Here is a 24,952-nt window from a genome sequence, read left to right on the forward strand (position 1 = left end):
CAGGATGGATGCCACCTGGTACGCACGCGTCGCACGCGCTCGTACTGAAGACAACCTCTGGAGACGCCCGGTGAGTTCCCCAGATCCGCAGGTTCGCGCAGCGCGAAACCAGTCAACCAGTTCCGCCCGCCCCGGCGCGCGCGGACCCGTCGTCGCGGTCACCGGTGCCGCGTCCGGGGTGGGGGCCCTGCTCACCGCGCGGCTCGCCGCGTCCGCCGAGGTCAGACAGGTCGTGGCCATCGACGAACGGCGCGGGGAGTGCGAGGCGGCCGAGTGGCAGATCCTGGACGTACGGGACCCGGCCATCGCCGAGAAACTGCGGGGTGCGGACGTCGTGGTGCACCTGGCGCTCGACCTCGACCTGGAGACCGACGGGGCCGCCCGTACGGCTTACAACGTCCGGGGGACGCAGACCGTGCTGACCGCCGCGGCGGCGGCCGGCGTGCACCGGGTCGTGCTGTGCACTTCCGCGATGGTCTACGGCGCCCTCCCGGACAACGAGCTGCCGCTGTCCGAGGACGCCGAGCTGCGCGCCACGGCCGAGGCCACGGGCGTCGGCGACCTGCTGGAGATCGAGCGGCTCGCGCGGCGCGCACCCCGCGCGCATCCCGGCCTGAACGTGACCGTGGTACGGCCCGCCGTGCTGGTCGGGGGCATGGACACCGCGCTGACCAGGTACTTCGAGTCGCCCCGGCTGCTGGTCGTGGCCGGATCGCGGCCCGCGTGGCAGTTCTGCCACGTCGACGACCTGTGCAGCGCCCTGGAGTACGCCGTCCTGGAGAAGGCCGACGGTGAGCTGGCCGTCGGGTGCGACGGCTGGCTGGAGCAGGAGGAGGTCGAGGAGCTCAGCGGCATCCGGCGCATGGAGCTGCCCTCCGCGGTCGCGCTCGGCGCGGCGGCCCGGCTGCACCGGATCGGACTGACGCCCTCCCCGGCGGGGGACCTGGCGTACACGATGTACCCCTGGGTGGTGAGCGGCAGCCGCCTGCACGATGCCGGATGGCGTCCCAAGCACACGAACGAGGAGGTCCTGGCGGAACTGCTGGAGGAGGTCGCGGGGCGGCACACCGTCGCCGGCCGGCGCCTCGGCCGCAAGGACGCGACGGCGGCGGGGGCCGCGGGCGCGACGGTGGCGCTGCTGGGCGCGGCCGCGGTGGTGCGCCGCGCGCGCAAGGCCCGGCGCCGCATCTGAGACCGCCCCCGGTCGGCGGCCGCTGTAGGAGGCTCCAACGCCGTACGCGCGCGTGCCGGGCGAACACGCTATTCCGCGCCGTCCGCGGAGTGGGGCACGATGGGCGCATGGCAACCACGAACGACCACCCCGGTGAGCGGGCCGCAGCGGACCCCGTCAAGCTGATCGGCATCCGTGAGACGCCCCTGTCCGTGGACGAGGTCTTCCGCGCGGTCGGGGACGACGCGTCGGGCGGCACCGCGCTGTTCGTGGGGACCGTGCGCAACCACGACGGCGGCACCGACGTCGACCGGCTCGGGTACTCGTGCCACCCGAGCGCCGAGGCCGAGATGCGGCGGATCGCGGAGAAGGTCGTCGCGGAGTACCCCGTGCGGGCGCTCGCGGCGCTGCACCGTGTGGGGGATCTGGAGGTCGGGGACCTCGCGGTGGTCGTCGCTGTGTCCTGCCCGCACCGGGGCGAGGCCTTCGACGCCTGCCGGAAGCTGATCGACGACCTCAAGCACGAGGTGCCCATCTGGAAGCACCAGACGTTCTCCGACGGCACCGAGGAATGGGTGGGCGCGTAGCGCCCCGTTCCCTCCCGTGGCTCCGGTTGCGTAACCCGCCCCCCGGCGTGAGCGTTGTCACTGCGAATGGTTAATCTGCTGATCAGTCAGTCGCGGACGCTCATGGGGTTGGGAGGTCGGCATGGCAGCGCTTGCCTGGTTGCTCATTCCGCTGGTGGCCGCTGTCGGTGCGGGCCTGTGGGGCAGTTGGGCCAACCGGACCCGCAAGGCGCGGAGCGACGGTCCCGAACTGGACGGGTACGCCCGGTTCCGTGAGGCCATGGAGAAGCCCCGCACGGGTGCCTGAACGCTCGTCCGACGGCCCTCCGCCCTGACGGTGTTCCGACAGCCGCGTCCCGTACTGTCGTGCCATGCCACGCCGCACCGCGACGATGCTCGCCTCCACCCTGATGCTGATCGCGCTCCTGTGCGCGGGTGTTTTCATCCCCGTGCCGTACTCGGAGATGTCACCCGGGCCGACGGTGAACACCCTGGGGGACCACGACGGCGAGCCGGTGCTCCAGATCTCCGGTCACAAGACCTACGAGGCGAGCGGTCATCTGAACATGACCACCGTCCGGGTCACCAGCGCCGAGTACAAGATGAACCTCGTGGAGGCCGTCTACGGCTGGCTGGCGCACGACAACAGCGTGGTGCCGCACGACACCCTCTACCCGGACGGCAAGACCGAGGAAGAGGCCACCCAGGAGAACGCGGAGGAGTTCAGCCAGTCCCAGGAGACCGCGAAGGTGGCCGCCCTGAAGGCGCTGGACATCCCGGTGAAGTCCTGGGTGGTCGTCTCCGCCGTCGTCAAGGACTCCCCGTCGCAGGGCAGGCTGCACGCCGGTGACGTGATCAAGGCCGTGGACGGCACGACCGTCAAGAAGCCCACGGACGTCTCCGAGCTGGTGACCAAGCACGAGCCGGGCGAGGACACCGTCTTCACGATCGTGCCCGCCAAGGAGCAGGCCGCCGCGGAGAAGGAGGGCCGGACGCCGACGAAGACAGAGAAGATCAAGATCACCACGGAGACCTCCGACGACGCCGGCGAGAAGCGCGCCGTCGTCGGGATCTCCGCCGGAACCGACCACACGTTCCCGTTCGACATCGACATCAAGCTGGCCGACGTCGGCGGCCCGAGCGCCGGTCTGATGTTCGCCCTCGGCATCTACGACAAGCTGACCCCCGGCGATCTCACCGGCGGCAAGTTCGTCGCCGGCACCGGGACGATCGACGACAGCGGCAAGGTCGGCCCGATCGGCGGCATCGGCATGAAGACCATCGGCGCGCACGACAAGGGCGCCCAGTACTTCCTGACGCCCGCGGACAACTGCGCGGCGGCCGCCGAGGACACCCCCGACGGGCTCACCCTGGTGAAGGTCGACACCATCGACGACGCCCTCGGCGCGCTGAAGGACATCCGTTCCGGGAAGACCGGCGACCTGCCGACGTGCACGGAGGGCTGACCCTTCCGGCCCGGCCGTCCGCCCCGGCGGTCGGCGTCCGGCGGGTCTACTCCTCGAACGTCGCCGTCAGCGCCTCGGCCAGACCCGGCACCAGGTCGGAGCCCGTGAGCACCTCCGTGGCCGTGTCCTTCTCCCGCAGCCGCAGGGCCGAGTCGCGGGCGCCGTCGCGCAGGACCGCCACGGTCATGCGGACCTCCTGACGGTCCGGGTGCTCCGCCACCCACTGGGCGAGCTTCTTGTCGTTCAGGCCCTGGGGCACCTGCGCCTCGGCCGAGGGCGGCAGCATCAGCCGCTCCACGGCGAGCGCGCAGCCGACCACGGCGTCGGGCCAGGCGATGGTGCCCAGGAACTCGTCGAGCGCCTGGTCCGTTGGAATCTCGTCCTGCTCGATCGGGGTGAGGCCGGAGGTCTCCGACTCTTCCCGCAGACCGAGCCGGTCCGCGAGGGAGGGCTGGTCGGCCCGCAGCCGTGCGGTGTCGACAAGTGCGAAGAGGCGTGCGGGCTGGTCCCAGCCGAGGCCGGAGACGTACTCGTCGATCTCGAGTACGGCCCGGGTGAGGGGGCTCGCTGCCATGGGGGTGTTGGACATGGTCACAATCCTGCCTCGTTCATGGCCCGAATCGGGAACCGAGTAAACGATGAGTAAGTTGCATAAGTGTGGGCCCACGATCACGGGGGCGCACGGGGGGCCCGCGAACCCGAGGGCCTGACGGATCAACAGCGAACTTCGAGGTGCGCACCTTGGCTTTCCAGATGCCGGACCGCGGCGGAGGCCCCCCGTCGGGGCCGCGGATCAGAGTGGGCCGCCCGTCCCGGCGTGTCCGAACCCTGCTGCTGACACTTGGTGTCCTCGCCGTGCTCGCCATGGCGTTCACCATGTTCGCGGGATTCTGGACGGACTGGCTCTGGTACCGGTCTGTTCACTACTCGTCGGTCTTCACGACGACCCTGTGGACCAAGATCGGGCTCTTCTTCGTCTTCGGCCTGCTGATGGCGCTCGCCGTCGGGTTCAACATCTGGTTGGCCCACCGCCTGCGCCCGCCGCTGAGCGCCATGTCGATGGAGCAGCAGAACCTCGACCGGTACCGGATGGGCATCGCCCCGTACAAGAAGTGGCTGCTGCTCGGCATCACCGCCCTGGTCGGCCTGATCGCCGGCGCCTCGGCGTCCGGTCAGTGGCGGACCTGGCTGATGTGGGTCAACGGCGTGCCCTTCGGGCAGAAGGACCCCCAGTTCAAGCTGGACGTCGCCTTCTACGCCTTCGATCTGCCCTGGTACCGGTTCCTGCTCGGCTTCGGCTTCGCAGCCGTGATCATCTCCGTGATCGCCGCCGCGCTGACCCACTACCTGTACGGCGGACTCCGCGTCACCAGCCCCGGCGCGCGCGCCACGGCCGCCGCCACCGGGCACCTGTCGGTGCTCCTCGGTGTCTTCGTCGCGCTCAAGGCCGTCGCCTACTGGCTCGACCGGTACGGCCTCGCGGTGAAGTCCAGCGACTTCAAGGCGACCGACAACTGGACGGGCCTCAGGTACGTCGACGCCAACGCCTACCTGCCGGCCAAGACGATCCTGTTCTGCATCGCGGTCATCTGCGCCCTGCTGTTCTTCGCCACCCTGTGGCGGCGTACCTGGCAGCTGCCCGTGATCGGCTTCGGCCTGATGGTGCTCTCCGCGATCCTCATCGGCGGCCTGTACCCGGCACTGGTCCAGAAGTTCCAGGTCCAGCCGAACGAGCAGGCCAAGGAGGCGCCCTACGTCGCGAAGAACCTCGCGGCCACGCGCGACGCGTACGGCATCGAGGGCACCCAGGTCACCGAGTACCCGGGCAAGAGCGAGACCAAGGACAAGACCAAGCTCCGTGACGACGCGGACGCCGCGGCCTCCGTCCGGATCATGGACCCGAACATCATCTCGCCGACGTTCCAGCAGCTCCAGCAGATGCGTAACTACTACGCGTTCCCGACCAACCTGGACGTCGACCGCTACGCGAAGGACGGCAAGGACCAGGACACGGTCATCGGCCTGCGCGAGCTGAACCTGGCGGGCATCCCGAAGAAGAACTGGATCAACAACCACTTCCGCTACACCCACGGCTACGGCGTGGTCGCGGCGAAGGGCACCCAGGTCGACTCCGAGGGACGCCCGGTCTTCACCGAGTCCAACCTGCCGTCCGAGGGCGACCTCGGCAAGTACGAGCAGCGGGTCTACTACGGCGAGAAGACCACCACCTACTCGATCGTCGGCGGTCCCCAGAAGGAGATCGACTACTCCGACGACACCGGGGAGAAGACGTTCAGCTACAAGGGCGACGGCGGCGTCGACCTGTCCAACCCGATCAACCGGGCGGCGTACGCGGCCGCGTTCAGCGAGCCGCAGATCCTCTACTCCGGTGCCATCGGCGAGGGTTCGCGGATTCTGTACAACCGCACACCCAAGGAGCGCGTCGAGGCGGTGGCGCCCTGGCTGACCATCGACGGCGACGCCTATCCGGCGGTGGTGGACGGCCGTATCCAGTGGATCGTCGACGCGTACACCACGACGAACGGCTATCCGTACGCCTCCCGTACGACGCTCGGCGACACCACCGCGGACTCGCTGACCGCCAACAACAACTCGCGCGCGGTGGTGGCCCAGCAGAACCAGGTCAACTACATCCGCAACTCCGTGAAGGCGACCGTCGACGCGTACAGCGGTGACGTGAAGCTCTACGAATGGGACACCGACGACCCGGTCCTGAAGACCTGGAAGAAGGCGTTCCCGGGCACGGTGAAGGCCAAGGGCGAGATCTCCAAGGAGCTGATGGCGCATCTGCGCTATCCGCAGGACCTGTTCAAGGTCCAGCGCGAGCTGCTCACGCGCTACCACGTGAAGGACGCCAACACCTTCCTCAGCGGCAGCGAGGTGTGGCAGGTGCCGGACGACCCGACCAACAAGTCGGGCGACGCGGTGCCGCCGTACTACCTGAGCATGAAGATGCCGGACCAGAAGGCGCAGGCGTTCTCGCTGACGACGACGTTCACACCCAACGGGCGTGACAACCTCAGCGCGTTCATGGCGGTCGACGCCGAGGCGGGCACCAGTGACTACGGCAAGATCAGAATCCTGAAACTGCCGACGAGCACGACCGTCGACGGACCCAAACAGGTGCAGAGCCAGTTCAACTCCGAACAGGACATCGCCGAGTCCATCAGGCTGCTGAGAGGCGGCGACTCGGAAGTGGAGTACGGCAACCTGCTGACGGTGCCGCTCGACGGCGGACTGCTGTACGTCGAGCCCGTCTACGTGCGCGGTGGCGACCTCAAGTACCCGTTGCTGCGCAAGGTCCTGGTGAGTTACGGGGGCAACACCGCCTTCGAGAACACGCTCGACGCGGCCCTGAACAAGGTCTTCGGAGCCCAGGCCGCCGAGAACGAACAGCCACCACCGGACGAGGGCGACGACACCACCGAACCGCCACCGACGTCCACCAACCCCACGGTTCGGGAAGCGCTGAGCGACGCGCAGAAGGCCTTCGACGCCGGGCAGAAGGCCCTGGAGCAGAAGGACCTGGCCGCGTACGCCGAAGCGCAGAAGGACCTCGAGGACGCGCTCCAGCGGGCCGAGGACGCACAGGCCAAGGCCGACCAGAACGCCGGTGGCAAGAACGGCGACGACAAGAACTCCGGCGACAAGAACAGCGGGGACAAGGCCGGAGACGACAAGGCGAGTCCGGACGCGACGCCGACCGGTGAAGCCGGGGGAGGATCGGACACCGGCTGACCGCCGGCCTCGCGCCGGGTGGCCGCGTCGGGCGTCCTCGTCGGGCGTTCGAGCTGGTCAAATCCCATCCCGCGCCGTGCTAGGGTTGTGAACACAACGGCGCGGGGTGGAGCAGCTCGGTAGCTCGCTGGGCTCATAACCCAGAGGTCGCAGGTTCAAATCCTGTCCCCGCTACTGAAGTCGTGAGCTACGTGCGAGCGACCACGAAGGCCCGGATTCCTCAAGGAATCCGGGCCTTCGTGATGTGCGAACGCATGTACCGGCGGACACGACGGCCGCGCCGCCAGGGGGAGTTGGGCAGTTCTGTGTTTGACTTGTCTCCCTGTGGGCATGTCGACAAAACGCTGAAGTGACCTCACTGACTGCGGTATACCGGATGTACCGAGGTTGCGGGTGGTGCGACGATGAACGTTATGGGGGACATGGCAAATCTGTTCGGGACAGGGCGTTTTGCGCAGCCGTCCGGTCAGCCGTCGGGTCAGGAGGAAGCCGCGGACGAGGCTCAGGAAGCCGCCGACGAGGCCGCCGAGGAAGTGCGTCTGCGGCTCGCCGTCGACGGTGGTGACGTCGAGGCGATGAGCATGCTCGGCGCGATGCTGCTGCGCCGTGGCGACTTCGACGGAGCCGAGTCCCACCTGCGTGCCGCCACCGCGGCCGGTGACCGGGCCGCCGCCAACAACCTGGGCGTCCTGCTGCACCAGCGTGGATACGCCGACGAGGCCGCCGGATGGTGGCGTATCGCCGCCGTCGCCGGGTCGGCCGCCGCCGCGCACGCGCTGGGCCGGCACTTCCGTGAACGCGGGGACGAGCCGGCCGCCGAGTACTGGCTGTGCCAGTCCGCGGAACAGGGCCACGTACTGGGCGCCTACGCTCTCGCCGACCTGCTGGAGCACCGCGGCGACGACACCGGGTCCGAGCGGTGGATGCGGGCCGCGGCCGAGCGCGGGCACCGGGAGGCGGCGTACCGGCTGGCGCGGACGCTGGACCGGCGGGCCGGGCGGGACGGCGACGACAAGGCCGCCGCACGCGCGGCCGACGAGGCCGAGCAGTGGTACCGGCAGGCCGCCGCGCGCGGTCACCGGCGGGGCGCGCTGCACCTCGGGACGATCCTGGAGAAGCGCGGCGAGCTCAAGGAGGCCGGCCGCTGGTACCTCACGTCCGCCAAGGACGGCGAGGCCCGCGCCGCCTGCGCCCTCGGCTTCCTGCTGCGGGACGCCGGGGACACCGAGAGTGCCGCCGTGTGGTGGCTGCGCGCCGCCCAGGACGGCGACGGCAACGCCGCCAACGCCCTGGGCGCACTGCACGCCGAGCGCGGCGAGACCCAGACCGCGGAGCGCTGGTACCGGGCGGCGATGGACGCCGGTGACGACAACGGCGCGTACAACCTCGGGCTGCTCTGCGCCGAGCAGGGGCGCACCACGCAGGCCGAGCAGTGGTACCGGCGGGCGGCGTACGCCGGGCACCGGGAGGCCTCCAACGCGCTGGCCATCCTGCTGCTGCGCGCCGGGGACGAGAGCGGTGCCGAGCCGTGGTTCTCCAAGGCCGCGGAGGCGGGCAGTGTCGACGCCGCCTTCAACCTCGGGATCCTGCACGCCGGGCGGAGCGAGGAACGGGCGGCGCTGCGCTGGTACGAGCGGGCCGCCGCGGCCGGGCACACCGAGGCGGCGCTCCAGGTCGGCATGGCACGGCTGCGCGCCGGGGACGAGCGCGAGGCGGAGCGTTTCCTGCGCTGTGCGGCGGGGGGCGGCAGCGCGGAGGCCGCGTACCGGCTGGCGACGGTGCTGGACGCGCGCCGGCCGCCCGCGCCCGCGCACGAGCTGGGTGAGCCGACGCAGGAGAAGTCCGAGTGCGAGGAGTGGTACGAGCGGGCGGCCTCCCAGGGGCACCGCCGCGCACAGGTGCGGGTCGGGATGCTCGCCGCGGCGCGCGGGGACGTGGTGGAGGCGGCGCGGTGGTACCGCGAGGCGGCCGAGGCCGGGTCGCGCAACGGGGCGTTCAACCTGGGGCTGCTGCTGGCGCGGGAGGGGAGCGAGCCGGAGGCCGTCGTGTGGTGGCGCCGGGCGGCCGACGCCGGGCACGGGCGGGCGGCGCTGCGGCTGGCGCTGGTGTTCGCGCGGCGGGGAGAGCTGGCGGAGGGGCAGCGGTGGGCGGACTTGGCGGTGTCGCTGGGGCCGGTTGAGGTGGGGGAGCGGGCGGCGCGGTTGCGGGACGCGTTGCGGCAGGAGTTGTCGGCGTGAGGCGTGACGCTGCGCTGAGCTTGGGCGCCTTTTAGAGGTGCCCCGGGCTGGGCTGGCCGGGGGGCGTGGGCCGGCGCCGGCCGGGTGCCGCTGCGCCCACCCGTGCCGCCTGGGGGTACCTCCCAGGCCGTTCAGGCACTGGGGGGAGAGGCACGACTGCCCGCAGATACGCCGAAGGCCGGGATCCCTTCGGATCCCGGCCTTTCGGTTTCAGTAGCGGGGACAGGATTTGAACCTGCGACCTCTGGGTTATGAGCCCAGCGAGCTACCGAGCTGCTCCACCCCGCGTCGATGAATGGAACACTACGTCAATACGAAGACGAGACGCAAATCCCGCTCACGCCGCCGCGCAGTTCGGGCAGGTGCCGCGGTACGTCACCTCGACGTCCGACACCGTGAAGCCGAAGCGCTCCGAGTCGGGAAGGTCGGTCAGCGGGTCGCCGGTCGGGTGGACGTCGCGGATCGCGCCGCACTGGGCGCAGACCAGGTGGTGGTGCGGCCGGTGCGCGTTCGGGTCGTAGCGCTTGGCGCGCTTGTCCGTCGCCACCTCCAGCACCTCGCCGAGCGAGACCAGCTCGCCCAGGGTGTTGTAGACGGTCGCCCGGGAGATCTCGGGGAGCTTGTCCACGGCCCGGGAATGCACCTCGTCGGCCGTCAGGTGGACGTGCTCGCCGTCGAGGACCTCGGCCACCACCCGACGCTGCGCGGTCATGCGCCAACCGCGCCCGCGCAGCCGTTCCAGAAGGTCACTCATACACATCAGCTTAACAGCAAGGGGGACCAGGTCCCGAATGGGTGTGACTTTGGAGTACTACTTGACTTAGACATTGTCTATTGTAGGATCTAGAACGGTATTAGCCAAGGGACAAGACCAGCAGGATCGCCAGGATCCGCACAGGAGGAGCTCGTGACCCAGGGACCGCTCACTACGGAGACAGGTGCCCCCGTAGCCGACAACCAGAACAGTGAGACGGCGGGCGTCGGCGGCCCCGTGCTCGTCCAGGACCAGCTCCTGCTGGAGAAGCTGGCCCACTTCAACCGTGAGCGCATCCCGGAGCGCGTCGTGCACGCCCGCGGCGCCGGCGCCTACGGCACCTTCACGGTCACCGCCGATGTCACCCCGTACACGCGCGCGGCCTTCCTCTCCGAGGTCGGCAAGGAGACGGAGACCTTCCTCCGCTTCTCCACCGTGGCCGGCAACCTGGGCGCGGCGGACGCCGTCCGCGACCCGCGCGGCTTCTCGCTGAAGTTCTACACCGAGGAGGGCAACTACGACCTCGTCGGCAACAACACCCCGGTGTTCTTCATCAAGGACGCCATCAAGTTCCCCGACTTCATCCACACCCAGAAGCGCGACCCCTACACGGGCTCGACCGAGATGGACAACGTCTGGGACTTCTGGAGCCTGTCGCCCGAGTCGACGCACCAGGTGACCTGGCTGTTCGGTGACCGCGGCATCCCGGCGTCGTACCGCCACATGGACGGCTTCGGCTCGCACACCTACCAGTGGAACAACGAGGCGGGCGAAGCCTTCTGGGTCAAGTACCACTTCAAGACCGACCAGGGCATCAAGACCCTCACCCAGGCCGAGGCGGACAGGCTCGCCGGTGAGGACCCCGACTCCCACCAGCGTGACCTGCGCGAGGCCATCGAGCGCGGCGACTTCCCGTCCTGGACGGTCGGCGTGCAGATCATGCCCGTCGCGGAGGCGGCGACGTACCGCTTCAATCCGTTCGACCTGACCAAGGTGTGGCCGCACGCGGACTACCCGATCGTCTGGTTCGGCAAGCTGGAGCTCAACCGCAACCCGGAGAACATCTTCGCCGAGGTCGAGCAGTCGATCTTCTCCCCGGCGCACTTCGTGCCCGGCATCGGGCCGTCCCCGGACAAGATGCTCCAGGGCCGTCTCTTCGCCTACGGCGACGCGCACCGCTACCGCGTCGGCATCAACGCCGACCAGCTGCCGGTGAACCGCCCGCACGCCACCGTGGCGCGCACCCACTCCCGTGACGGCCACCTGTACGACGGCCGCCACAAGGGCGCGAAGAACTACGAGCCGAACAGCTTCGGCGGCCCGTTCCAGACGGACCGGGCCCTGTGGCAGCCGGTCGCGGTCTCCGGTGCCACCGGCGAGGCCCCGGCGCCCTCGCACGCCGAGGACGACGACTTCGTCCAGGCGGGCAACCTCTACCGGCTGATGACGGACGCGGAGAAGGAGCGGCTGATCGGCAACCTGGCCGGCGCCCTGTCCGGTGTCTCGCGCGACGACATCGTCGAGCGCGCGGTCGGCAACTTCCGTCAGGCCGACGGTGACTTCGGCAAGCGGCTGGAGGCCGCGGTCCAGGCCCTGCGCGGCTGACAGCACTGGACCGCTTGCCGTGGCGGTGGGCCGGATCCCCGGGGACGGGGGTCCGGCCCGTGCGTCGTTCCGGCCGTACGCGCTCCGGGCCGGTCGGTACTCCGTCGTCCCGTCAGGCGGTCACCACCGGTGTGTTGTGCGGGGCGCGCGCCGGCGCCCAGCGGCGGATGATGTCGCGCACCGAGACGATGCCGACGGGCTCGCCGCCGTCCAGGACGATGAGGTGGCGGAAGCCGCCGTGCGCCATCGCGCCCGCCGCCTCCTCCACGGTCCAGGTCGGGGTGGCGAAGACGACGTCGGTGGTGGTGTGGCCGTGTGCCCGCTCGGTGTCCGGGTCCTGGCCCCGGCCCACGGAGACGAGGACGTCGCGTTCGGTGAGGATGCCGATGCCGCCGGCGTCGGGGTCGTACACCACGGCGGCGCCGACGCGGCGAGCGGACATCAGGGCGGCGGCCTGGCGGAGCGTGTGGGCGGGACCGATGGTGAGGACGACCTTGCTCATGACTTCACGGACGAGCATGGATGGAGCCACCTCCTGCCGGTGATCCATGAGTTAGTTCATGGATTCACAAGTTCACAAGTGAGGGAACTCTCAGAGTGGCAGGTAAAGCACGGGTCAACAAGGGGGCGTGAAGGGCGAGTCGACGGGCGTTCAGTAACGCTGGTTGAGATACCCGAGCAGCTCGTCGTGGAGCCGGCCGTTCGACGCGGCCGCGTTCCCGCTGTGCGGGCCGGGGCGGCCGTCGAGGCCGGTGAAGGTGCCCCCGGCCTCCGTGACGATGATCGCGTTGGCGGCCATGTCCCAGAGGGAGAGCTCGGGTTCGGCGCAGATGTCCACCGAGCCCTCGGCGACCATCATGTACGGCCAGAAGTCGCCGTACGCGCGCGTGCGCCACACCTCGCGGGTCAGGTCCAGGAAGCCGTCGAGGCGGCCCTGCTCCTCCCAGCCGCTCAGCGAGGAGTACGCGAAGGAGGCGTCGGAGAGCGTGGAGACCTGGGAGACGTGCAGCCGGTGGGCGGAGGTCAGACTGCGGCCGGTGAACGCGCCGTGGTCCTGCACCGCCCACCAGCGGCGGCCGAGGGCGGGCGCCGAGACGAGGCCGACGACCGGCTGGTAGCCGCCCTCCTTCGCCTCCATCAGGGCGATGAGGGTGGCCCACACGGGAACGCCGCGCACGTAGTTCTTGGTGCCGTCGATCGGGTCGATCACCCAGCGCCGGGGCCCGGTGCCTTCGACGCCGTACTCCTCGCCGAGAACGGCGTCGCGGGGGCGGGCGCGGGCGAGGTGGTTGCGGATGAGTTCCTCGGCGGCCTTGTCCGCCTCGCTCACCGGGGTCATGTCCGGCTTCGTCTCGACCTTCAGGTCGAGGGCCTTGAAGCGGTCCATCGTCGCGGCGTCGGCGGCGTCGGCGAGCACGTGGGCGAGGCGGAGGTCGTCGAGGTAATCGGGCATGCCGTCACGCTATCTGTCGCGGGCGGGGCGGGGCCACCAGGGCTTTGGCGGGCGTGGCGTGGGCGGCGGGCGGCAGCGCGAGGACCCTTGACAGTGCCCCCGTACCCGTCAAATCTGGCAGCAAGTCGCTCGGTACATCCGGCAGCATTCGCTCGGCCCGAGGGAGGCGAGGGTGCCTGCAGCCCGGGAATCCCTGCTCGACGCCGCGTACACGGCGCTGGCGCGCCGGCCGTGGTCCGCCGTGCGCATGGTGGACGTCGCGGCCTCCGCCGGGGTGTCCCGGCAGACCCTCTACAACGAGTTCGGCAGCAAGGACGGTCTCGCCCGGGCCCTGGTGCGCCGCGAGGCCGACGGCTACCTCGCCGGAGTGGAGCGCGCGCTCTCCGGGCCCAGTGACCCGCGTGAACGGCTCACCGCCACCGCCGAGTGGATGATGTCGGCGGCCCACGACAACGTACTGGTCCGGGCCATGCTCACCGGCTGCTGGAGCGAGCGGCTGCCCTCGCCGGCCCTGCCGGCGGTGCCCTCCTCCGCCGCCGTTCCGGCCCAACGGCGGGCCGACGGTGCCCTGCCCTCGCCCGGCGACTTCGTGGGCCTCGTCCGCGACCGCGCCGTGGCCGTCCTGGGCGGCGCCGGTCCGCTCCCGCCCCCGGACGCCGCCGAACTGGCCCGCTCCTGCGAACTGGCCGTGCGGCTCGCCCTCTCCTGCGTCGCCGCGCCGCCCGCCGAGGGCGGGGTGGCCGACCTCGTACGCACCGTCCTGCCGCGCCGGTCGACGGCGTAGCGGCGGCCGGGGGCGCCCCGGAGGAGTTTCTAGTGCGCCGAGCCGGACAGTTGCAGCCCGATGACGCCGATGATGACGAGGCTGATCGAGACGATCTTCAGGGTCGAGACCAGGTCGCCGAGGAAGATCATGCCGTAGATGGCGGTGCCCGCCGCGCCGATGCCGGTCCACACCGCGTACGCGGGGCCGACGTCGAGCTTCTTCAGAGACATCGTCAGCAGGCCGAAACTGCCCAGCGCGAAGGCGCAGAAGGCGACGGTGGGCCACAGCCGGGTGAAGCCGTGCGACAGCTTCAGACAGACGGCGAAGCCGGTTTCGAGCACTCCTGCCACTATGACCAGCAGCCACGCCATGTCTTTGTCCTCCCGTGGTCCCCTACCGCGACCGCTGCGTCGGTGTCGATCAGTGGCTTCGTCCGACAGCGACTTCGTCCGGCTTTGCTCAGGCTTGGTTCCGGCTTGGTGCGATTATGCACTTACCGATGGCACGGCACGGCAAACAACGCGGGGGTCAGTCCCCTTCCTTGCGTTCCCGCGTCGACAGCAGTCGGCGCAGCGAGTACAGCCGGGCCGGGTCGGCGTGCCCCTCGGCGACCCAGGCGTCCAGCGCGCAGTCGGGCTCGTCGTGACTGCACGCCCGCGGACAGCCCTCCGTGCCGGGCACCAGGTCGGGGAAGGCGTTGATCACCCGGGACGGGTCGATGTGCGCCAGCCCGAACGACCGCACGCCCGGGGTGTCGACGACCCAGCCGCCCCCCGCGGAGGACAGCGGCAGGGCGAGGGCGGAGGTCGTGGTGTGCCGGCCGCGGCCCGTCACCGCGTTCACGTGGCCCGTCACCCGGCGGCGGTCCTCCGGCACCAGGGTGTTGACCAGGGTCGTCTTGCCGACGCCGGAGTGGCCGACGAAGGCGGTGATCTTCCCGTCCAGGTGCTCGCGCACGAGGTCCGCGGCGGCGCCGTTCTCCAGTTCCTCACGGCTGGTGATGACGTACGGGATGTCCAACGCGCCGTACAGCTCCAGGAATTCGTCCGGCGGGGCCAGGTCCGACTTGGTCATCACCAGCAGCGGGGAGAGGCCGCCGTCGAACGCCGCGACCAGGCAGCGGTCGATGAGGCGGGGGCGCGGCTCGGGGTCGGCGAGGGCGGTGACGATGGCGAGCTGGTCGGCGTTGGCGACGACCACCCGCTCGTAGGGGTCGTCGTCGTCGGCCGTGCGGCGCAGCACGGAGACGCGCTCCTCGATGCGGACGATCCGCGCGAGCGTGTCCTTCTTGCCGGACAGGTCGCCGACCAGGGCCACCCGGTCGCCGACGACCGCCGCCTTGCGGCCCAGTTCGCGGGCCTTCATCGCCATGACGATCCGGTCCTCGACCAGGCAGGTCAGCCGGCCGCGGTCCACGGTGAGGACCAGGCCCTCGGCGGCGTCCTCGTGCTTGGGCCGGATGTGGGTGCGCGGCCGGTTGCCCTTGCGGTTCGGGCGGGAGCGGATGTCGTCTTCGTCGGTGTGCTTGCCGTAGCGGCGCATGGCGAACCGTCCCTACGCCCCGAGCATCCCGGTCCACAGGTCGGGGAAGTCGGGCAGGGTCTTGGCGGTCGTCGCCACGTTCTCGATCTGGACCCCCTCGACCGCGAGGCCGATGACGGCACCGGCGGTGGCCATGCGGTGGTCCTCGTAGGTGTGGAAGACGCCGCCGTGCAGCCGGCGCGGGCGGATGTGCAGGCCGTCGGCGGTCTCGGTGACGTCGCCGCCGAGTTCGTTGATCTCCTTGGTGAGCGCGGCCAGGCGGTCCGTCTCGTGCAGCCGCAGATGGGCCACGCCGCGCAGGGTCGAGGGCGAGTCCGCGAGGGCGGCGACGGCCGCGATGCCCGGGGTCAGCTCGCCGACCTCGCCGAGGTCGACGTCGATGCCGTTAAGGGCACCCGATCCGGTGAAGACCAGTCCGTAGTCGGTCAGTTCGCAGGAACCGCCCATCTCGGTGAAGATCTCCCGCAGCCGGTCACCGGGCTGGGTGGTGCGGGAGGGCCAGTCGGGGATCACCACCTTGCCGCCGGTCACCAGCGCCGCCGCGAGGAAGGGCTGGGCGTTGGACAGGTCCGGCTCGACGGTGAGGTCCCGGCCGAGCAGCGCGCCCGGCGTGACCCGCCAGACGTTCGGCTCGCCGCCGGACTCGGGGGTGTCGACCTGGGCGCCGACCGCGCGCAGCATGTCGACCGTCATGCGGATGTGCGGCATGGACGGCAGCGCGGAGCCGGTGTGGCGCACCTCGACGCCCTGGTTGAAGCGCGGTCCGGACAGCAGCAGGGCGCTGACGAACTGCGAGGAGGAGGACGCGTCGATGTCGACAGGGCCGCCCTCCAGGGCGCCGCCGCCGTGCACGGTCAGCGGCAGCGCGCCGCGCCCGTCGTCGTCGACGCGGGCGCCCAGGACGCGCAGCGCGTCGATCACGCCGTGCAGCGGGCGCTCGTACGACCGCGGGTCGCCGTCGAAGCGGACGGCGCCGTCGGCCAGCGCGGCGACCGGCGGAAGGAACCGCATGACCGTGCCGGCGTTGCCGACGTCGACGGTGGCCGGGCCGCGCAGACCGGCCGGGATGACCCGCCAGAACTCGCCGGTGCCCTCGGGACCGACGCCCTCCTCGATCTCGACACCCATCGTGCGCAGCGCCTCGGCCATCAGCAGGGTGTCGCGGGAGCGCAGCGGGCGGCGCAGCCAGCCGGGCTCGGAGGCGAGGGCGGCCAGCACCAGGGCCCGGTTGGTGACCGACTTGGACCCGGGCACGTGGACGGTCGCGTCGACTGCTCCGCTCGCGTGCGGGGCGGGCCAGAGGGCGGTGTGCGCGGGGTTCACGGTCATGGGCCCCACTTTAATGGCTGAGGACGATCGGAGATCTTGATCAAAAGCGTCGAAACCTGACCGAAAGAGCAACTGTGCACTTGCCGTGCATATATGCGGCGCGTGCGGAGAGTGCCGTGGGTGCCATGGATGCCGTGGGCGCCATGGGTGCCGTGGGGCCTCACAGCTCCAGCAGCCAGCGTCCCCCACCGATCAGCGAGCACAGCGACACCGCGTGGAACAGGAAGAACCACACACCCGCCGGCGCGTGCGTCAGCCGCGCCAGCTGGTCCGCGTCCGAGTCCCCGGCGCCGCCCCGAGACCGCTTGGCCTGCAGCTCGAAGGCCGGGCGCACCCCGCCGAGCAGCAGGAACCACACCACCGCGTACGCGAACGCGGCCTGCACCTGCGGCCCGGCCAGCCAGGACACCAGGACGAACGTACCGCCGGTGACCACCACCGTCAGCACCCCGTAGGCGTTGCGGACCATCACCAACAGGGCGACGAGCAGCGCCGTCGCCAGCCACAGCAGCAGGGTGATGCGCCCCGCCGCCAGCAGCGCGGCGCCGCCGAGGCCGAGCAGCGGGGGAGCGGTGTAACCGGCGACCGCGGTGAGGATCATGCCGACGCCGTGCGGCTTGCCCCGGCTCACCGTCAGGCCGCTGGTGTCCGAGTGCAGGGTGATCCCGGTCAGGGTGCGCCCGGTCAGCAGGGCCACCAGGCCGTGGCCGCCCTCGTGGGCGATGGTGATCGCGTTGCGCGCTATCCGCCACGACCCGCGCGTCACGACGACGGCGAGCGCGGCCACCAGGGTCGCGATCACCACCCACAGGTCGGGATCGGGCTGGGTGCCGGAGACCTCGTCCCACAGGGAGGTGAGCGAGGCCGTTGCGAGGTGGTCCATGTTCGGAGAGGGCTCCTCGTGTGCGCGCGGGATCTGGCAGTGTGGCACGTATGTGCGGACGGTATGCGGCGAGTCGTCGACCCGAGGATCTCGCGGGAGTCTTCGAGATCGAGAAGTGGGAGCCCGAGGAGAGCTTGGAGCCCGACTACAACGTGGCTCCCACCAAGGAGGTCTACGCCGTCCTGGACCGTCCCCTGAAAGACGTCGAGGACCCGAAGCCGGTTCGCCAGCTGCGGAAGCTGAAGTGGGGCCTCGTCCCGTCCTGGTCCAAGACGCCCGAGGGCGGCGCCCGGATGATCAACGCCCGCGCGGAGACCGTCCACGAGAAGCCCTCCTACCGCCGCGCTTTCAGCACCCGGCGCTGCATCCTGCCCGCCGACGGCTATTACGAGTGGGTCACCGGCAAGCAGGAGCGGGACCTGGAGGTCGAGGGGCGCAAGAAGCGGCCCCGCAAGCAGCCGTACTTCGTGACCCCCGCCGACGGCTCCGTGTTCGCCATGGCCGGGCTCTACGAGTTCTGGCGGGACAAGACGCTCCCCGACGACCACCCGCAGGCCTGGTGGGTGACGTGCTCGGTGATCACCACCGAGGCCGAGACCACGCCGCTCGCGGTCGCCCCGGCCGGCGGCCCGCACGCCCTGGGCGACATCCACCCCCGGATGCCGCTGATGCTGACGCCGGACCGCTGGGACGACTGGCTCGACCCGGCGCGCACCGACCCCGACGAGCTGACCTCCCTGCTGGCGCCCCCGCCCGCCGGGCTGATGCGGGCCTTTCCCGTCTCCACGGCCGTGAGCAACGTCCGCAACAACGGCCCGGAGCTGCTCAAGGAGCTGGAGGCACCGGAAGAGGGCACACTCTTCTGACGTGACCAGCCACACCAGCGAATCCAGCGAGATCGTCGACACCGACGCGGGCCCCGCCCGCATCACCTGGCACCCGGCGCGGCGGCCCCGGCTCGTCCTCGCCGTGAGTCACGGTGCCGGTGGCGGCATCGAGGCGCGCGACCTGAAGGCCCTGGCGGCCGCACTGCCCGCCCACGGGGTGAGCGTCGCCCTGGTCGAGCAGCCCTGGCGGGTGGCCGGCAAGAAGCTGGCGCCCGCGCCGAAGACCCTGGACACCGGCTGGCGGGGCGTCTGGCCCGCGCTCGCCGCGCCGGGCCTGCCGGTGATCTCGGGCGGCCGCAGCGCCGGCGCCCGCGTCGCCTGCCGCACCGCCGGTGAACTGGGCGCCCACGCCGTCCTCGCCCTCAGCTTCCCCCTGCACCCGCCGGGCAAGCCGGAGAAGTCCCGCGCCGACGAGCTGCTCGGGGCCGGGGTGCCCACCCTCGTCGTCCAGGGCGGCAACGACCCCTTCGGCAGGCCGCCGGAGTTCCCCGAGGCGCCCGCGGGGACCTACGACCTCATCGAGGTGCCGTACGGCGACCACGGCTTCGCCGTGCCCAAGCGGGCCGGGATCGGCCAGGAGGAGGCGCTGGAACTGATCACCGACGGCGTCCTGAAGTGGACCGGCTCACTCGGCTGAACGCCCGGGAATGACCGGCGGGCGGCCACTGTTGTGCGGTGCGTACGTTGCTGAGAATCAGCACCGACGCCGTAGGAGAGGAAGTCCGCCGCATGGGTTCAGCCTTCTGCCCGAGTCGCAGCAGCCGCGCCGACCTGGACTGGACCGTGCTGCATGCTGCCAAGACCGCCCCTATTCGTGCGGCGGGCGGACCGGATCGGCAAGCGTCCCCGACCGTAGGTCGTCTATCCTCCGATTCGAGTGAGACCGCTCTCGGTTTCACGACGTCACTGGAGGAGGTGGGTCCGGTCACTGGGACCGACGCAGGGACCGAACACGGCCAGGCGGAGCAGCCCGAGGGCCGGGGTACGAACGCGGAGTCGACCGCGGAGCGCAGCGCGCGCTTCGAGCGGGACGCGCTGGAGTTCCTCGACCAGATGTACTCGGCCGCGCTGCGCATGACACGTAATCCGGCCGACGCCGAGGACCTGGTGCAGGAGACCTACGCCAAGGCGTACGCGTCCTTCCACCAGTTCCGCGAGGGCACCAACCTCAAGGCGTGGCTGTACCGCATCCTCACCAACACCTTCATCAACTCGTACCGCAAGAAGCAGCGCGAACCCCAGCGCAGCGCGGCCGAGGAGATCGAGGACTGGCAGCTCGCACGGGCCGAGTCGCACATGTCGACGGGTCTGCGCTCCGCCGAGTCGCAGGCGCTCGACCACCTGCCCGACTCGGACGTGAAGCAGGCGCTCCAGGCGATCCCCGAGGAATTCCGTATCGCCGTGTATCTGGCGGACGTCGAGGGCTTTGCCTACAAGGAGATCGCGGACATCATGGGGACACCCATCGGTACGGTGATGTCCCGCCTGCACCGTGGACGCCGTCAGCTGCGCGGCATGCTGGAGGACTACGCCCGCGACCGCGGCCTGGTCCCCGCCGGCGCCGGAGAGTCGAACGAAGCGAAAGGCTCGGGGTCATGAGCTGCGGAGAGCCGCACGAGACGGATTGCAGCGAAATCCTCGATCATCTCTACGAGTTTCTCGACAAAGAGATGCCGGACTCGGACTGCGTGAAGTTCGAGCACCACTTCGAGGAGTGCTCGCCCTGCCTGGAGAAGTACGGGCTGGAGCAGGCCGTGAAGAAGCTGGTCAAGCGGTGCTGCGGACAGGACGACGTGCCGGGTGACCTGCGCGCCAAGGTCATGGGACGGCTGGACCTGATCCGGTCCGGGCAGTCCGTGCCCGAACACGACGTCACGGCCGCGCCGTCGTCGGCTCCGCAGGAGTCCTGAGCCGGCCCGAGTGCGGCCCGCGTCACTCGTACGTGCTAATCCGCGGGTTATCTGCCCGCGGCCTCCCCCCGCCGTCCTAGGCTCCGGAGCCTGACAGACGTGGCCGGGGGAGGGGCTCATGGACGCGGTACCGGCGCGGGCGCGTGTCTACGTGACCGTCGTCGCCCTCGCCGCCCTGCTCTGCCTGCGCCCGCTGCCCTCGGTGCACGCGCCCTGGTGGGCGGTGCTGATGCTCGCGGGACTGTACGCGGGCTCGGAACTCGTCGCGCGGTCCCGCTTCGTCGGGACCTGCTATCCCGTCCTGCTCGCCGGTGCCTTCCTGCTGCCGCCGCCCGCCGCGGCGCTCGTGGCCCTGCCCGGGGCCCTGCTGTCCCCGGTGCCGCGACGCCCCTTCGGCCTGCGGCGCCTGTGGCGGGCCGCCCAGCTGACCCTCGCCGTGTGGGCCGCCGCCTGCGTCCACTGGCGGCTGGGCGGCCGGGACGCGGTCGTCGAGCCCGCCTTCCCGTACGCCCTGGTGCCGGCCGGGGCCGGCGTACTCGCCTTCTGCCTGGTGCTCGCGGTGCTGGACGGCGGCATCCTCACCCTCGCCGACCACGTGCCGCCGGGCCGGGCGTGGCGGGGGCTGCTCTCCCGGTCGCTCGCGCCGATCGCCGTGCACGGGCTCGCCGGGCTGATGATGGCCGTCCTGTGGCGCAGCCCGTACGGTCCGGTGGCCGCGCTGCTCGTCCTGCTGCCGATGTGCGTGGCGTGGTGGGCCTTCGCCCAGTACCACCGCGAGCGGGCCGCGCACCAGGCGACGATCCGCGCCCTGGTCCAGGCCGTCGACATCAAGGACGGCTACACGCGCGGCCACAGTGAACGCGTCGGCCAGGCCTCCATGATGATCGCCCGCGAGCTGGGCATGGACGACGAGCGCGTCGAGACCCTGCGCTTCGCCGGGATCCTGCACGACGTGGGCAAGCTCGGCGTGCCCACCCGGCTGCTGCGCAAGGACGGGCCGCTGACGCCCGAGGAGCGCCGGGTGATCGAACTGCACCCCGAGTACGGGCACGAGATGGTGCGCGGCATCCGTTTCCTGGGAGAGGCCCGCGCCGCGGTCCTCCACCACCACGAACGGCTGGACGGCAGCGGCTACCCCTACGGACTGGCCGGGGACCGGATCCCCGAGTCGGCCCGTGTGGTGGGCGTCGCCGACGCCTTCGACGCGATGACCTCCACGCGCTCCTACAGCAGGGCACGCCCGGTCGCGGCGGCCCTGGAGGAGCTCCAGCGGTGTGCCGGGAGGCAGTTCGACCCGCGGATGGTGCGGGCGCTGGTGCACGCCCTCGGCCGCCACGGCTGGCGCCCCTCGGTCACGGCGGACGGCCCGCCCGGCCTCCCCGCCGAACCGGCACCGGGCCGGGGCGAGGGGGCGCGGGACAGCGTCGGCAGGGGGGCGCCGTGACGCCCCCGCAGCCGCCGGCCCAGTCCCCGCCGCCTGCCGCCGTGCTCCTCGTACCCGGCTGCGCCGGGCTCCTCGCGCTCGGCTGTCTCGCCGCCGTGCTGGGGTCGGGGACCGCGCAGCGGCCCGTCGCGCTGGCCTTCGGGGGGCTGGTCGTGCTCGGTGAGCTGACCCGGCGCAGTGGTGCCGAGGCGCGGGAGTCCGCCCCGCTCGGGGCCGCGGGCGCGCTGGCGTACGCACTGCTGGGAGACGTCGCCGGGCAGCCCGCGCACCACGGTGTGGCCCAGACCGTCACCGTCGTGCTCGCCGCCTCGCTGCTCGGCAGCGTGCCCTACGTCGCCCGCGGCCGCGGGCCCGTCCTGGACCATCTGGCGCGGCGGGTGCTCACCGTCGGCTTCGCCGCCGTGTGCTTCCGACCGCTGTCCAACCAGGGCGCCTTCGACGACTGGAGCGGCCCCGCCCACGCGCTGCTGCTGGTCGCGCTGCTCGCCCTGACCACGCTGTGCGACGCCGTGCTCGCCGCGGCACCCGCGCACGCGCGCACCGGGTGGCCCTTCGGACCGCTGCTGCGCGAGGAACTGCGCGGCATGGTCGGGATCACGTCGGCGGTGTGCGCGACCGGCGCGGTGATGGCGCTCGCGGTGAGCGTCGCGGGTCTGTGGGCGCTGCCCGTCTTCTGCGTGCCCCTGCTGCTCGCCCAGCTCTCCTACCGCCGGTACGCGGCCGTCCGGGCCACCTACCGGCAGACCATCGCGTCCTTGGCCCGCGCCACCGAGATCGCCGGATACACCCCGGCCGGGCACGCCCGCCGCGTCGCCGGGCTCGGCGTGGCCGTCGGGCGGGACCTGGGGCTGTCCGGGGCCGAGCTGACCGTGCTGGAGTACGCGGCCCTGATGCACGACATCGGCCAGCTGAGCCTGGTCGACCCGGTCCCGGCCGGAGCCACCGCAAGCCTGCCCGTCAGTGAGCAGCGGCGGATCGCGCTGCTCGGCGGGGCCGTCGTGCGCCAGACCGGCGTCGACGCGGCGGTCGCGGTGGTGGTGGAGCGGCAGGCCGACCCCTGCCGGGAGCAGCCGGTCGCCGCGCGGATCGTGCGGGTCGTGAACGCCTACGAGGAGAAGGCGCGGGACGCGGGCCCGGGCGGCGTCCTGACGGCGCTGGAGGAGCTGCGTCTGGCCACCGCCGGCGACTACGCTCCCGAGGTGGTGGAAGCACTGGCCCGGGTCCTTTCCCGGAGCAGCCTTACCGAGCCCGCGGCTGGGTAACCCATGGGTAATGAGCGCCTCTACAGCCGTACGTGGTTTGATGCCCGGGAGAGGGTGTCCGGGGGCGCGAAAGGCACAGCCAGCCCACTGAACGGAACTGGCAGGCGGGAATCGTGAGGATCTTCGGCAAGGCACGGCACCGGCCCTCCGCCTCTTGGCGGCAGGCCACCGACCGCGCGTTCACGCTGATCGGCGACGGTCGCTACGAGGACGCGGGTGCGCTGTTGACCCGGGCGGCCGACCTGGAGCCCTGGCTGTCGGAGTCCTGGTTCAACCTGGCGCTGCTGCACAAGTTCCGGCACGACTGGGAGCAGGCCAGGGCGGCCGGTCTGCGGGCCGTCGCGCTGCTCGACCGGGACACCGGCGCCCCCGACTGGTGGAACGTCGGCATCGCCGCGACCGCCCTCCAGGACTGGCCGCTGGCCCGCCGGGCCTGGCAGGCCTACGGGCTGCGCACGCCCGGGGACGCCACGGACGCCGGTGAGCCGCTCGGCATGGACCTCGGCAGCGCGGCCGTACGGCTCTCCCCGGAGGGCGAGGCCGAGGTGGTGTGGGGGCGGCGGCTCGACCCCGCCCGCGTCGAGGTGCTGTCCATCCCGCTGCCGTCCTCCGGGCGGCGCTGGGGCGAGGTCGTCCTGCACGACGGCGTGCCGCACGGGGAGCGGACGACGAGCGCCGGGCACTCCTACCCCGTCTTCGACGAGATCGAGCTGTGGGCGCCCTCACCCGTGCCCACCTGGGTCGTCCTCCTGGAGGCCGCCACCGAGGCCGACCGCGACGCCCTGGAGCAGCTGGCCGCCGACGCCGGGTTCGCCGCCGAGGACTGGTCGTCCTCCGTGCGGCTGCTGTGCCGGATGTGCTCGGAGTCCCGGATGCCGTCCGACGAGGGCGAGGGCGAGCACCTCGACCCGCACGACCACAGCGAACCCGGACACCCCGGTCCGCTGGGGCACCGCACCGACGGGCAGCTGTGGGTGCCGGAACGGGAGTGCGGGGTGGCTGCGCCGGCGGGGCTGGTGAAGGGGTTGCTGGACGGGTGGGTGGCCGACAGTCCGGACTCGCGTGACTGGCGGGACCTGGAAGAGGTCTGCTGAGATCTTCTTACGAGTGCGGCTACGTCGTGGCTGGTCGCGCAGTTCCTCGCGCCCCTTTCCGGGGCGCTCTCCCCGTACCCTGTATCAGCATCCACCCCTGTTTCATCCAGGAAGGCATACGTCGGTCATGGCCCAGCAGGACACCGATCAGCAGCACCCGGGCGTGCTCCCCGTGGACGACGAGGGTTTCGTCGTCGACACCCAGGACTGCGAGGAGCGTGAGGCCGACTGGCGCGGGCGCGGCACCTCGCGCCCGATCACGGTGGTCGGCAACCCGGTGCTGCACAAGGAGTGCGAGGACGTCACCGACTTCGGCGCGGAGTTCCAGCAGCTGGTGGCCGACATGTTCGCCAGCCAGCGCACCGCCGAGGGCGTGGGCCTGGCCGCCAACCAGATCGGTGTCTCCAAGAAGGTCTTCGTCTACGACTGCCCCGACGACGAGGGCGTCCGCCACGTCGGCGTGGTCTGCAACCCCAAGCTGGTCGAGCTGCCGGCCGACCGCCGCCGCCTGGACGACAGCAACGAGGGCTGCCTGTCCGTGCCGACCGCCTACGCGCCGCTCGCCCGCCCCGACTACGCCGAGGTGACCGGGCAGGACGAGAAGGGCAACGCCGTCAAGGTGCGCGGCACCGGGTACTTCGCCCGGTGTTTGCAGCACGAGACGGACCACCTGTACGGGTACCTGTACATCGACCGGCTCTCCAAGCGCGAACGCAAGGACGCGCTGCGGCAGATGGCCGAGAACGAGCCGCGCTACCCCGTGGTCGCGAACGACTGACACCGCCTCACCGGTCACACAGCTCCCTTGCGCACGGCGCCCGTTC

At 71.4% G+C, this 24,952-nt stretch carries 24 protein-coding genes and 2 tRNA genes; 17 read left to right on the forward strand and 9 right to left on the reverse strand.

What is annotated here, in order from left to right; translation table 11 throughout:
- Positions 1 to 70 precede the first annotated feature (70 nt).
- The 4 genes from ACGH52_RS25490 to ACGH52_RS25505 all read left to right on the forward strand — a co-directional run bounded on the left by ACGH52_RS25490 (position 71) and on the right by ACGH52_RS25505 (position 3,203).
- A complete protein-coding gene (locus ACGH52_RS25490) occupies positions 71 to 1,192 on the forward strand; it encodes an SDR family oxidoreductase (RefSeq protein WP_059300680.1) in 1,122 nt (373 codons plus the stop codon).
- Between the two features lie 107 nt (positions 1,193 to 1,299).
- On the forward strand, positions 1,300 to 1,758 hold the full coding sequence (locus ACGH52_RS25495) for a molybdenum cofactor biosynthesis protein MoaE (RefSeq protein ID WP_059300679.1): 459 nt from the start codon (positions 1,300 to 1,302) through the stop codon (positions 1,756 to 1,758).
- 121 nt (positions 1,759 to 1,879) lie between these two features.
- Complete coding sequence (locus ACGH52_RS25500; protein WP_007444545.1) at positions 1,880 to 2,044, forward strand: hypothetical protein; 165 nt, start codon at positions 1,880 to 1,882, stop codon at positions 2,042 to 2,044.
- 64 nt (positions 2,045 to 2,108) lie between these two features.
- A complete protein-coding gene (locus tag ACGH52_RS25505) occupies positions 2,109 to 3,203 on the forward strand; it encodes a PDZ domain-containing protein (protein WP_059300678.1) in 1,095 nt (364 codons plus the stop codon).
- 46 nt (positions 3,204 to 3,249) lie between these two features.
- On the opposite strand, the gene ACGH52_RS25510 is transcribed toward ACGH52_RS25505, so the two are convergent.
- Positions 3,250 to 3,792, reverse strand: a complete 543-nt coding sequence (locus ACGH52_RS25510) for a PPA1309 family protein (protein WP_171987380.1) — start codon at positions 3,790 to 3,792, stop codon at positions 3,250 to 3,252.
- Positions 3,793 to 3,956: 164 nt separating this feature from the next.
- Here ACGH52_RS25510 and ACGH52_RS25515 point away from each other — a divergent pair, with 164 nt between their 5' ends.
- The 3 genes from ACGH52_RS25515 to ACGH52_RS25525 all read left to right on the forward strand — a co-directional run bounded on the left by ACGH52_RS25515 (position 3,957) and on the right by ACGH52_RS25525 (position 9,199).
- Positions 3,957 to 6,962 carry a UPF0182 family protein gene (locus tag ACGH52_RS25515; RefSeq protein ID WP_076976187.1) on the forward strand — a complete coding sequence of 1,002 codons (3,006 nt, stop codon included), beginning with the start codon at positions 3,957 to 3,959 and terminating at the stop codon, positions 6,960 to 6,962.
- 100 nt (positions 6,963 to 7,062) lie between these two features.
- A tRNA-Met gene (locus ACGH52_RS25520) sits at positions 7,063 to 7,136 on the forward strand.
- Positions 7,137 to 7,375: 239 nt separating this feature from the next.
- Complete coding sequence (locus tag ACGH52_RS25525) at positions 7,376 to 9,199, forward strand: tetratricopeptide repeat protein (RefSeq protein ID WP_121702048.1); 1,824 nt, start codon at positions 7,376 to 7,378, stop codon at positions 9,197 to 9,199.
- Between the two features lie 214 nt (positions 9,200 to 9,413).
- Here ACGH52_RS25525 and ACGH52_RS25530 read toward each other — a convergent pair.
- Together ACGH52_RS25530 and ACGH52_RS25535 are read right to left on the reverse strand one after the other, a co-directional pair.
- A tRNA-Met gene (locus ACGH52_RS25530) sits at positions 9,414 to 9,487 on the reverse strand.
- A gap of 49 nt (positions 9,488 to 9,536) precedes the next feature.
- A complete protein-coding gene (locus tag ACGH52_RS25535) occupies positions 9,537 to 9,953 on the reverse strand; it encodes a Fur family transcriptional regulator (RefSeq protein WP_059300674.1) in 417 nt (138 codons plus the stop codon).
- A 153-nt stretch (positions 9,954 to 10,106) separates the two neighbouring features.
- On the opposite strand from ACGH52_RS25535, the gene ACGH52_RS25540 reads away from it, so the two are divergent.
- Positions 10,107 to 11,558 carry a catalase gene (locus ACGH52_RS25540; protein ID WP_210974720.1) on the forward strand — a complete coding sequence of 484 codons (1,452 nt, stop codon included), beginning with the start codon at positions 10,107 to 10,109 and terminating at the stop codon, positions 11,556 to 11,558.
- Positions 11,559 to 11,670: 112 nt separating this feature from the next.
- On the opposite strand, the gene ACGH52_RS25545 is transcribed toward ACGH52_RS25540, so the two are convergent.
- Entirely contained in the window at positions 11,671 to 12,078 is a 408-nt protein-coding gene (locus tag ACGH52_RS25545) for a cyclic nucleotide-binding/CBS domain-containing protein (RefSeq protein WP_171987381.1), read from the reverse strand.
- Between the two features lie 132 nt (positions 12,079 to 12,210).
- Positions 12,211 to 13,011, reverse strand: coding sequence for a histidinol-phosphatase (gene hisN, locus ACGH52_RS25550; protein WP_059300671.1), 801 nt, complete (start codon positions 13,009 to 13,011; stop codon positions 12,211 to 12,213).
- 172 nt (positions 13,012 to 13,183) lie between these two features.
- On the opposite strand from hisN, the gene ACGH52_RS25555 reads away from it, so the two are divergent.
- Positions 13,184 to 13,795: a TetR/AcrR family transcriptional regulator gene (locus ACGH52_RS25555; RefSeq protein ID WP_076976205.1), complete on the forward strand. Its 612-nt coding sequence runs from the start codon at positions 13,184 to 13,186 to the stop codon at positions 13,793 to 13,795.
- A 29-nt stretch (positions 13,796 to 13,824) separates the two neighbouring features.
- Here the strand turns inward: ACGH52_RS25555 and ACGH52_RS25560 are convergent, their stop codons facing one another.
- From ACGH52_RS25560 to ACGH52_RS25575, 4 genes are all read right to left on the reverse strand, one after another.
- Positions 13,825 to 14,148, reverse strand: coding sequence for a multidrug efflux SMR transporter (locus ACGH52_RS25560; RefSeq protein ID WP_007444521.1), 324 nt, complete (start codon positions 14,146 to 14,148; stop codon positions 13,825 to 13,827).
- Positions 14,149 to 14,305: 157 nt separating this feature from the next.
- Complete coding sequence (gene rsgA / locus ACGH52_RS25565; RefSeq protein ID WP_059300669.1) at positions 14,306 to 15,319, reverse strand: ribosome small subunit-dependent GTPase A; 1,014 nt, start codon at positions 15,317 to 15,319, stop codon at positions 14,306 to 14,308.
- Positions 15,320 to 15,331: 12 nt separating this feature from the next.
- Positions 15,332 to 16,648: a 3-phosphoshikimate 1-carboxyvinyltransferase gene (gene aroA / locus ACGH52_RS25570; RefSeq protein ID WP_399942638.1), complete on the reverse strand. Its 1,317-nt coding sequence runs from the start codon at positions 16,646 to 16,648 to the stop codon at positions 15,332 to 15,334.
- A 160-nt stretch (positions 16,649 to 16,808) separates the two neighbouring features.
- Entirely contained in the window at positions 16,809 to 17,531 is a 723-nt protein-coding gene (locus ACGH52_RS25575) for a M50 family metallopeptidase (RefSeq protein WP_076976207.1), read from the reverse strand.
- Positions 17,532 to 17,581: 50 nt separating this feature from the next.
- On the opposite strand from ACGH52_RS25575, the gene ACGH52_RS25580 reads away from it, so the two are divergent.
- The 8 genes from ACGH52_RS25580 to def all read left to right on the forward strand — a co-directional run bounded on the left by ACGH52_RS25580 (position 17,582) and on the right by def (position 24,906).
- Positions 17,582 to 18,397 (forward strand): SOS response-associated peptidase, encoded by an 816-nt coding sequence (locus ACGH52_RS25580; protein ID WP_121702863.1) that lies wholly within the window; start codon positions 17,582 to 17,584, stop codon positions 18,395 to 18,397.
- 1 nt (position 18,398) lies between these two features.
- The gene (locus ACGH52_RS25585) at positions 18,399 to 19,055 is read left to right on the forward strand and encodes an alpha/beta family hydrolase (protein ID WP_399942640.1); all 657 of its coding nucleotides are present in this window, start codon (positions 18,399 to 18,401) and stop codon (positions 19,053 to 19,055) included.
- Between the two features lie 278 nt (positions 19,056 to 19,333).
- A complete protein-coding gene (gene sigR, locus ACGH52_RS25590; RefSeq protein ID WP_059300664.1) occupies positions 19,334 to 20,017 on the forward strand; it encodes an RNA polymerase sigma factor SigR in 684 nt (227 codons plus the stop codon).
- A complete protein-coding gene (rsrA, locus tag ACGH52_RS25595; protein WP_059300663.1) occupies positions 20,014 to 20,328 on the forward strand; it encodes a mycothiol system anti-sigma-R factor in 315 nt (104 codons plus the stop codon). The genes sigR and rsrA overlap by 4 nt, the downstream gene beginning before the upstream one ends.
- Before the next feature lie 118 nt (positions 20,329 to 20,446).
- Positions 20,447 to 21,772 carry an HD-GYP domain-containing protein gene (locus ACGH52_RS25600; protein ID WP_399942643.1) on the forward strand — a complete coding sequence of 442 codons (1,326 nt, stop codon included), beginning with the start codon at positions 20,447 to 20,449 and terminating at the stop codon, positions 21,770 to 21,772.
- A complete protein-coding gene (locus tag ACGH52_RS25605) occupies positions 21,769 to 23,034 on the forward strand; it encodes an HD-GYP domain-containing protein (RefSeq protein WP_210974714.1) in 1,266 nt (421 codons plus the stop codon). The genes ACGH52_RS25600 and ACGH52_RS25605 overlap by 4 nt, the downstream gene beginning before the upstream one ends.
- A gap of 113 nt (positions 23,035 to 23,147) precedes the next feature.
- A complete protein-coding gene (locus ACGH52_RS25610; RefSeq protein WP_059300660.1) occupies positions 23,148 to 24,128 on the forward strand; it encodes a hypothetical protein in 981 nt (326 codons plus the stop codon).
- A 127-nt stretch (positions 24,129 to 24,255) separates the two neighbouring features.
- Complete coding sequence (def, locus tag ACGH52_RS25615; protein WP_059300659.1) at positions 24,256 to 24,906, forward strand: peptide deformylase; 651 nt, start codon at positions 24,256 to 24,258, stop codon at positions 24,904 to 24,906.
- Positions 24,907 to 24,952: the final 46 nt, after the last annotated feature.

The sequence above is a fragment of the Streptomyces sp. BBFR25 genome (assembly GCF_044590125.1).
Classification (GTDB): Bacteria; Actinomycetota; Actinomycetes; order Streptomycetales; family Streptomycetaceae; genus Streptomyces; species Streptomyces canus_D.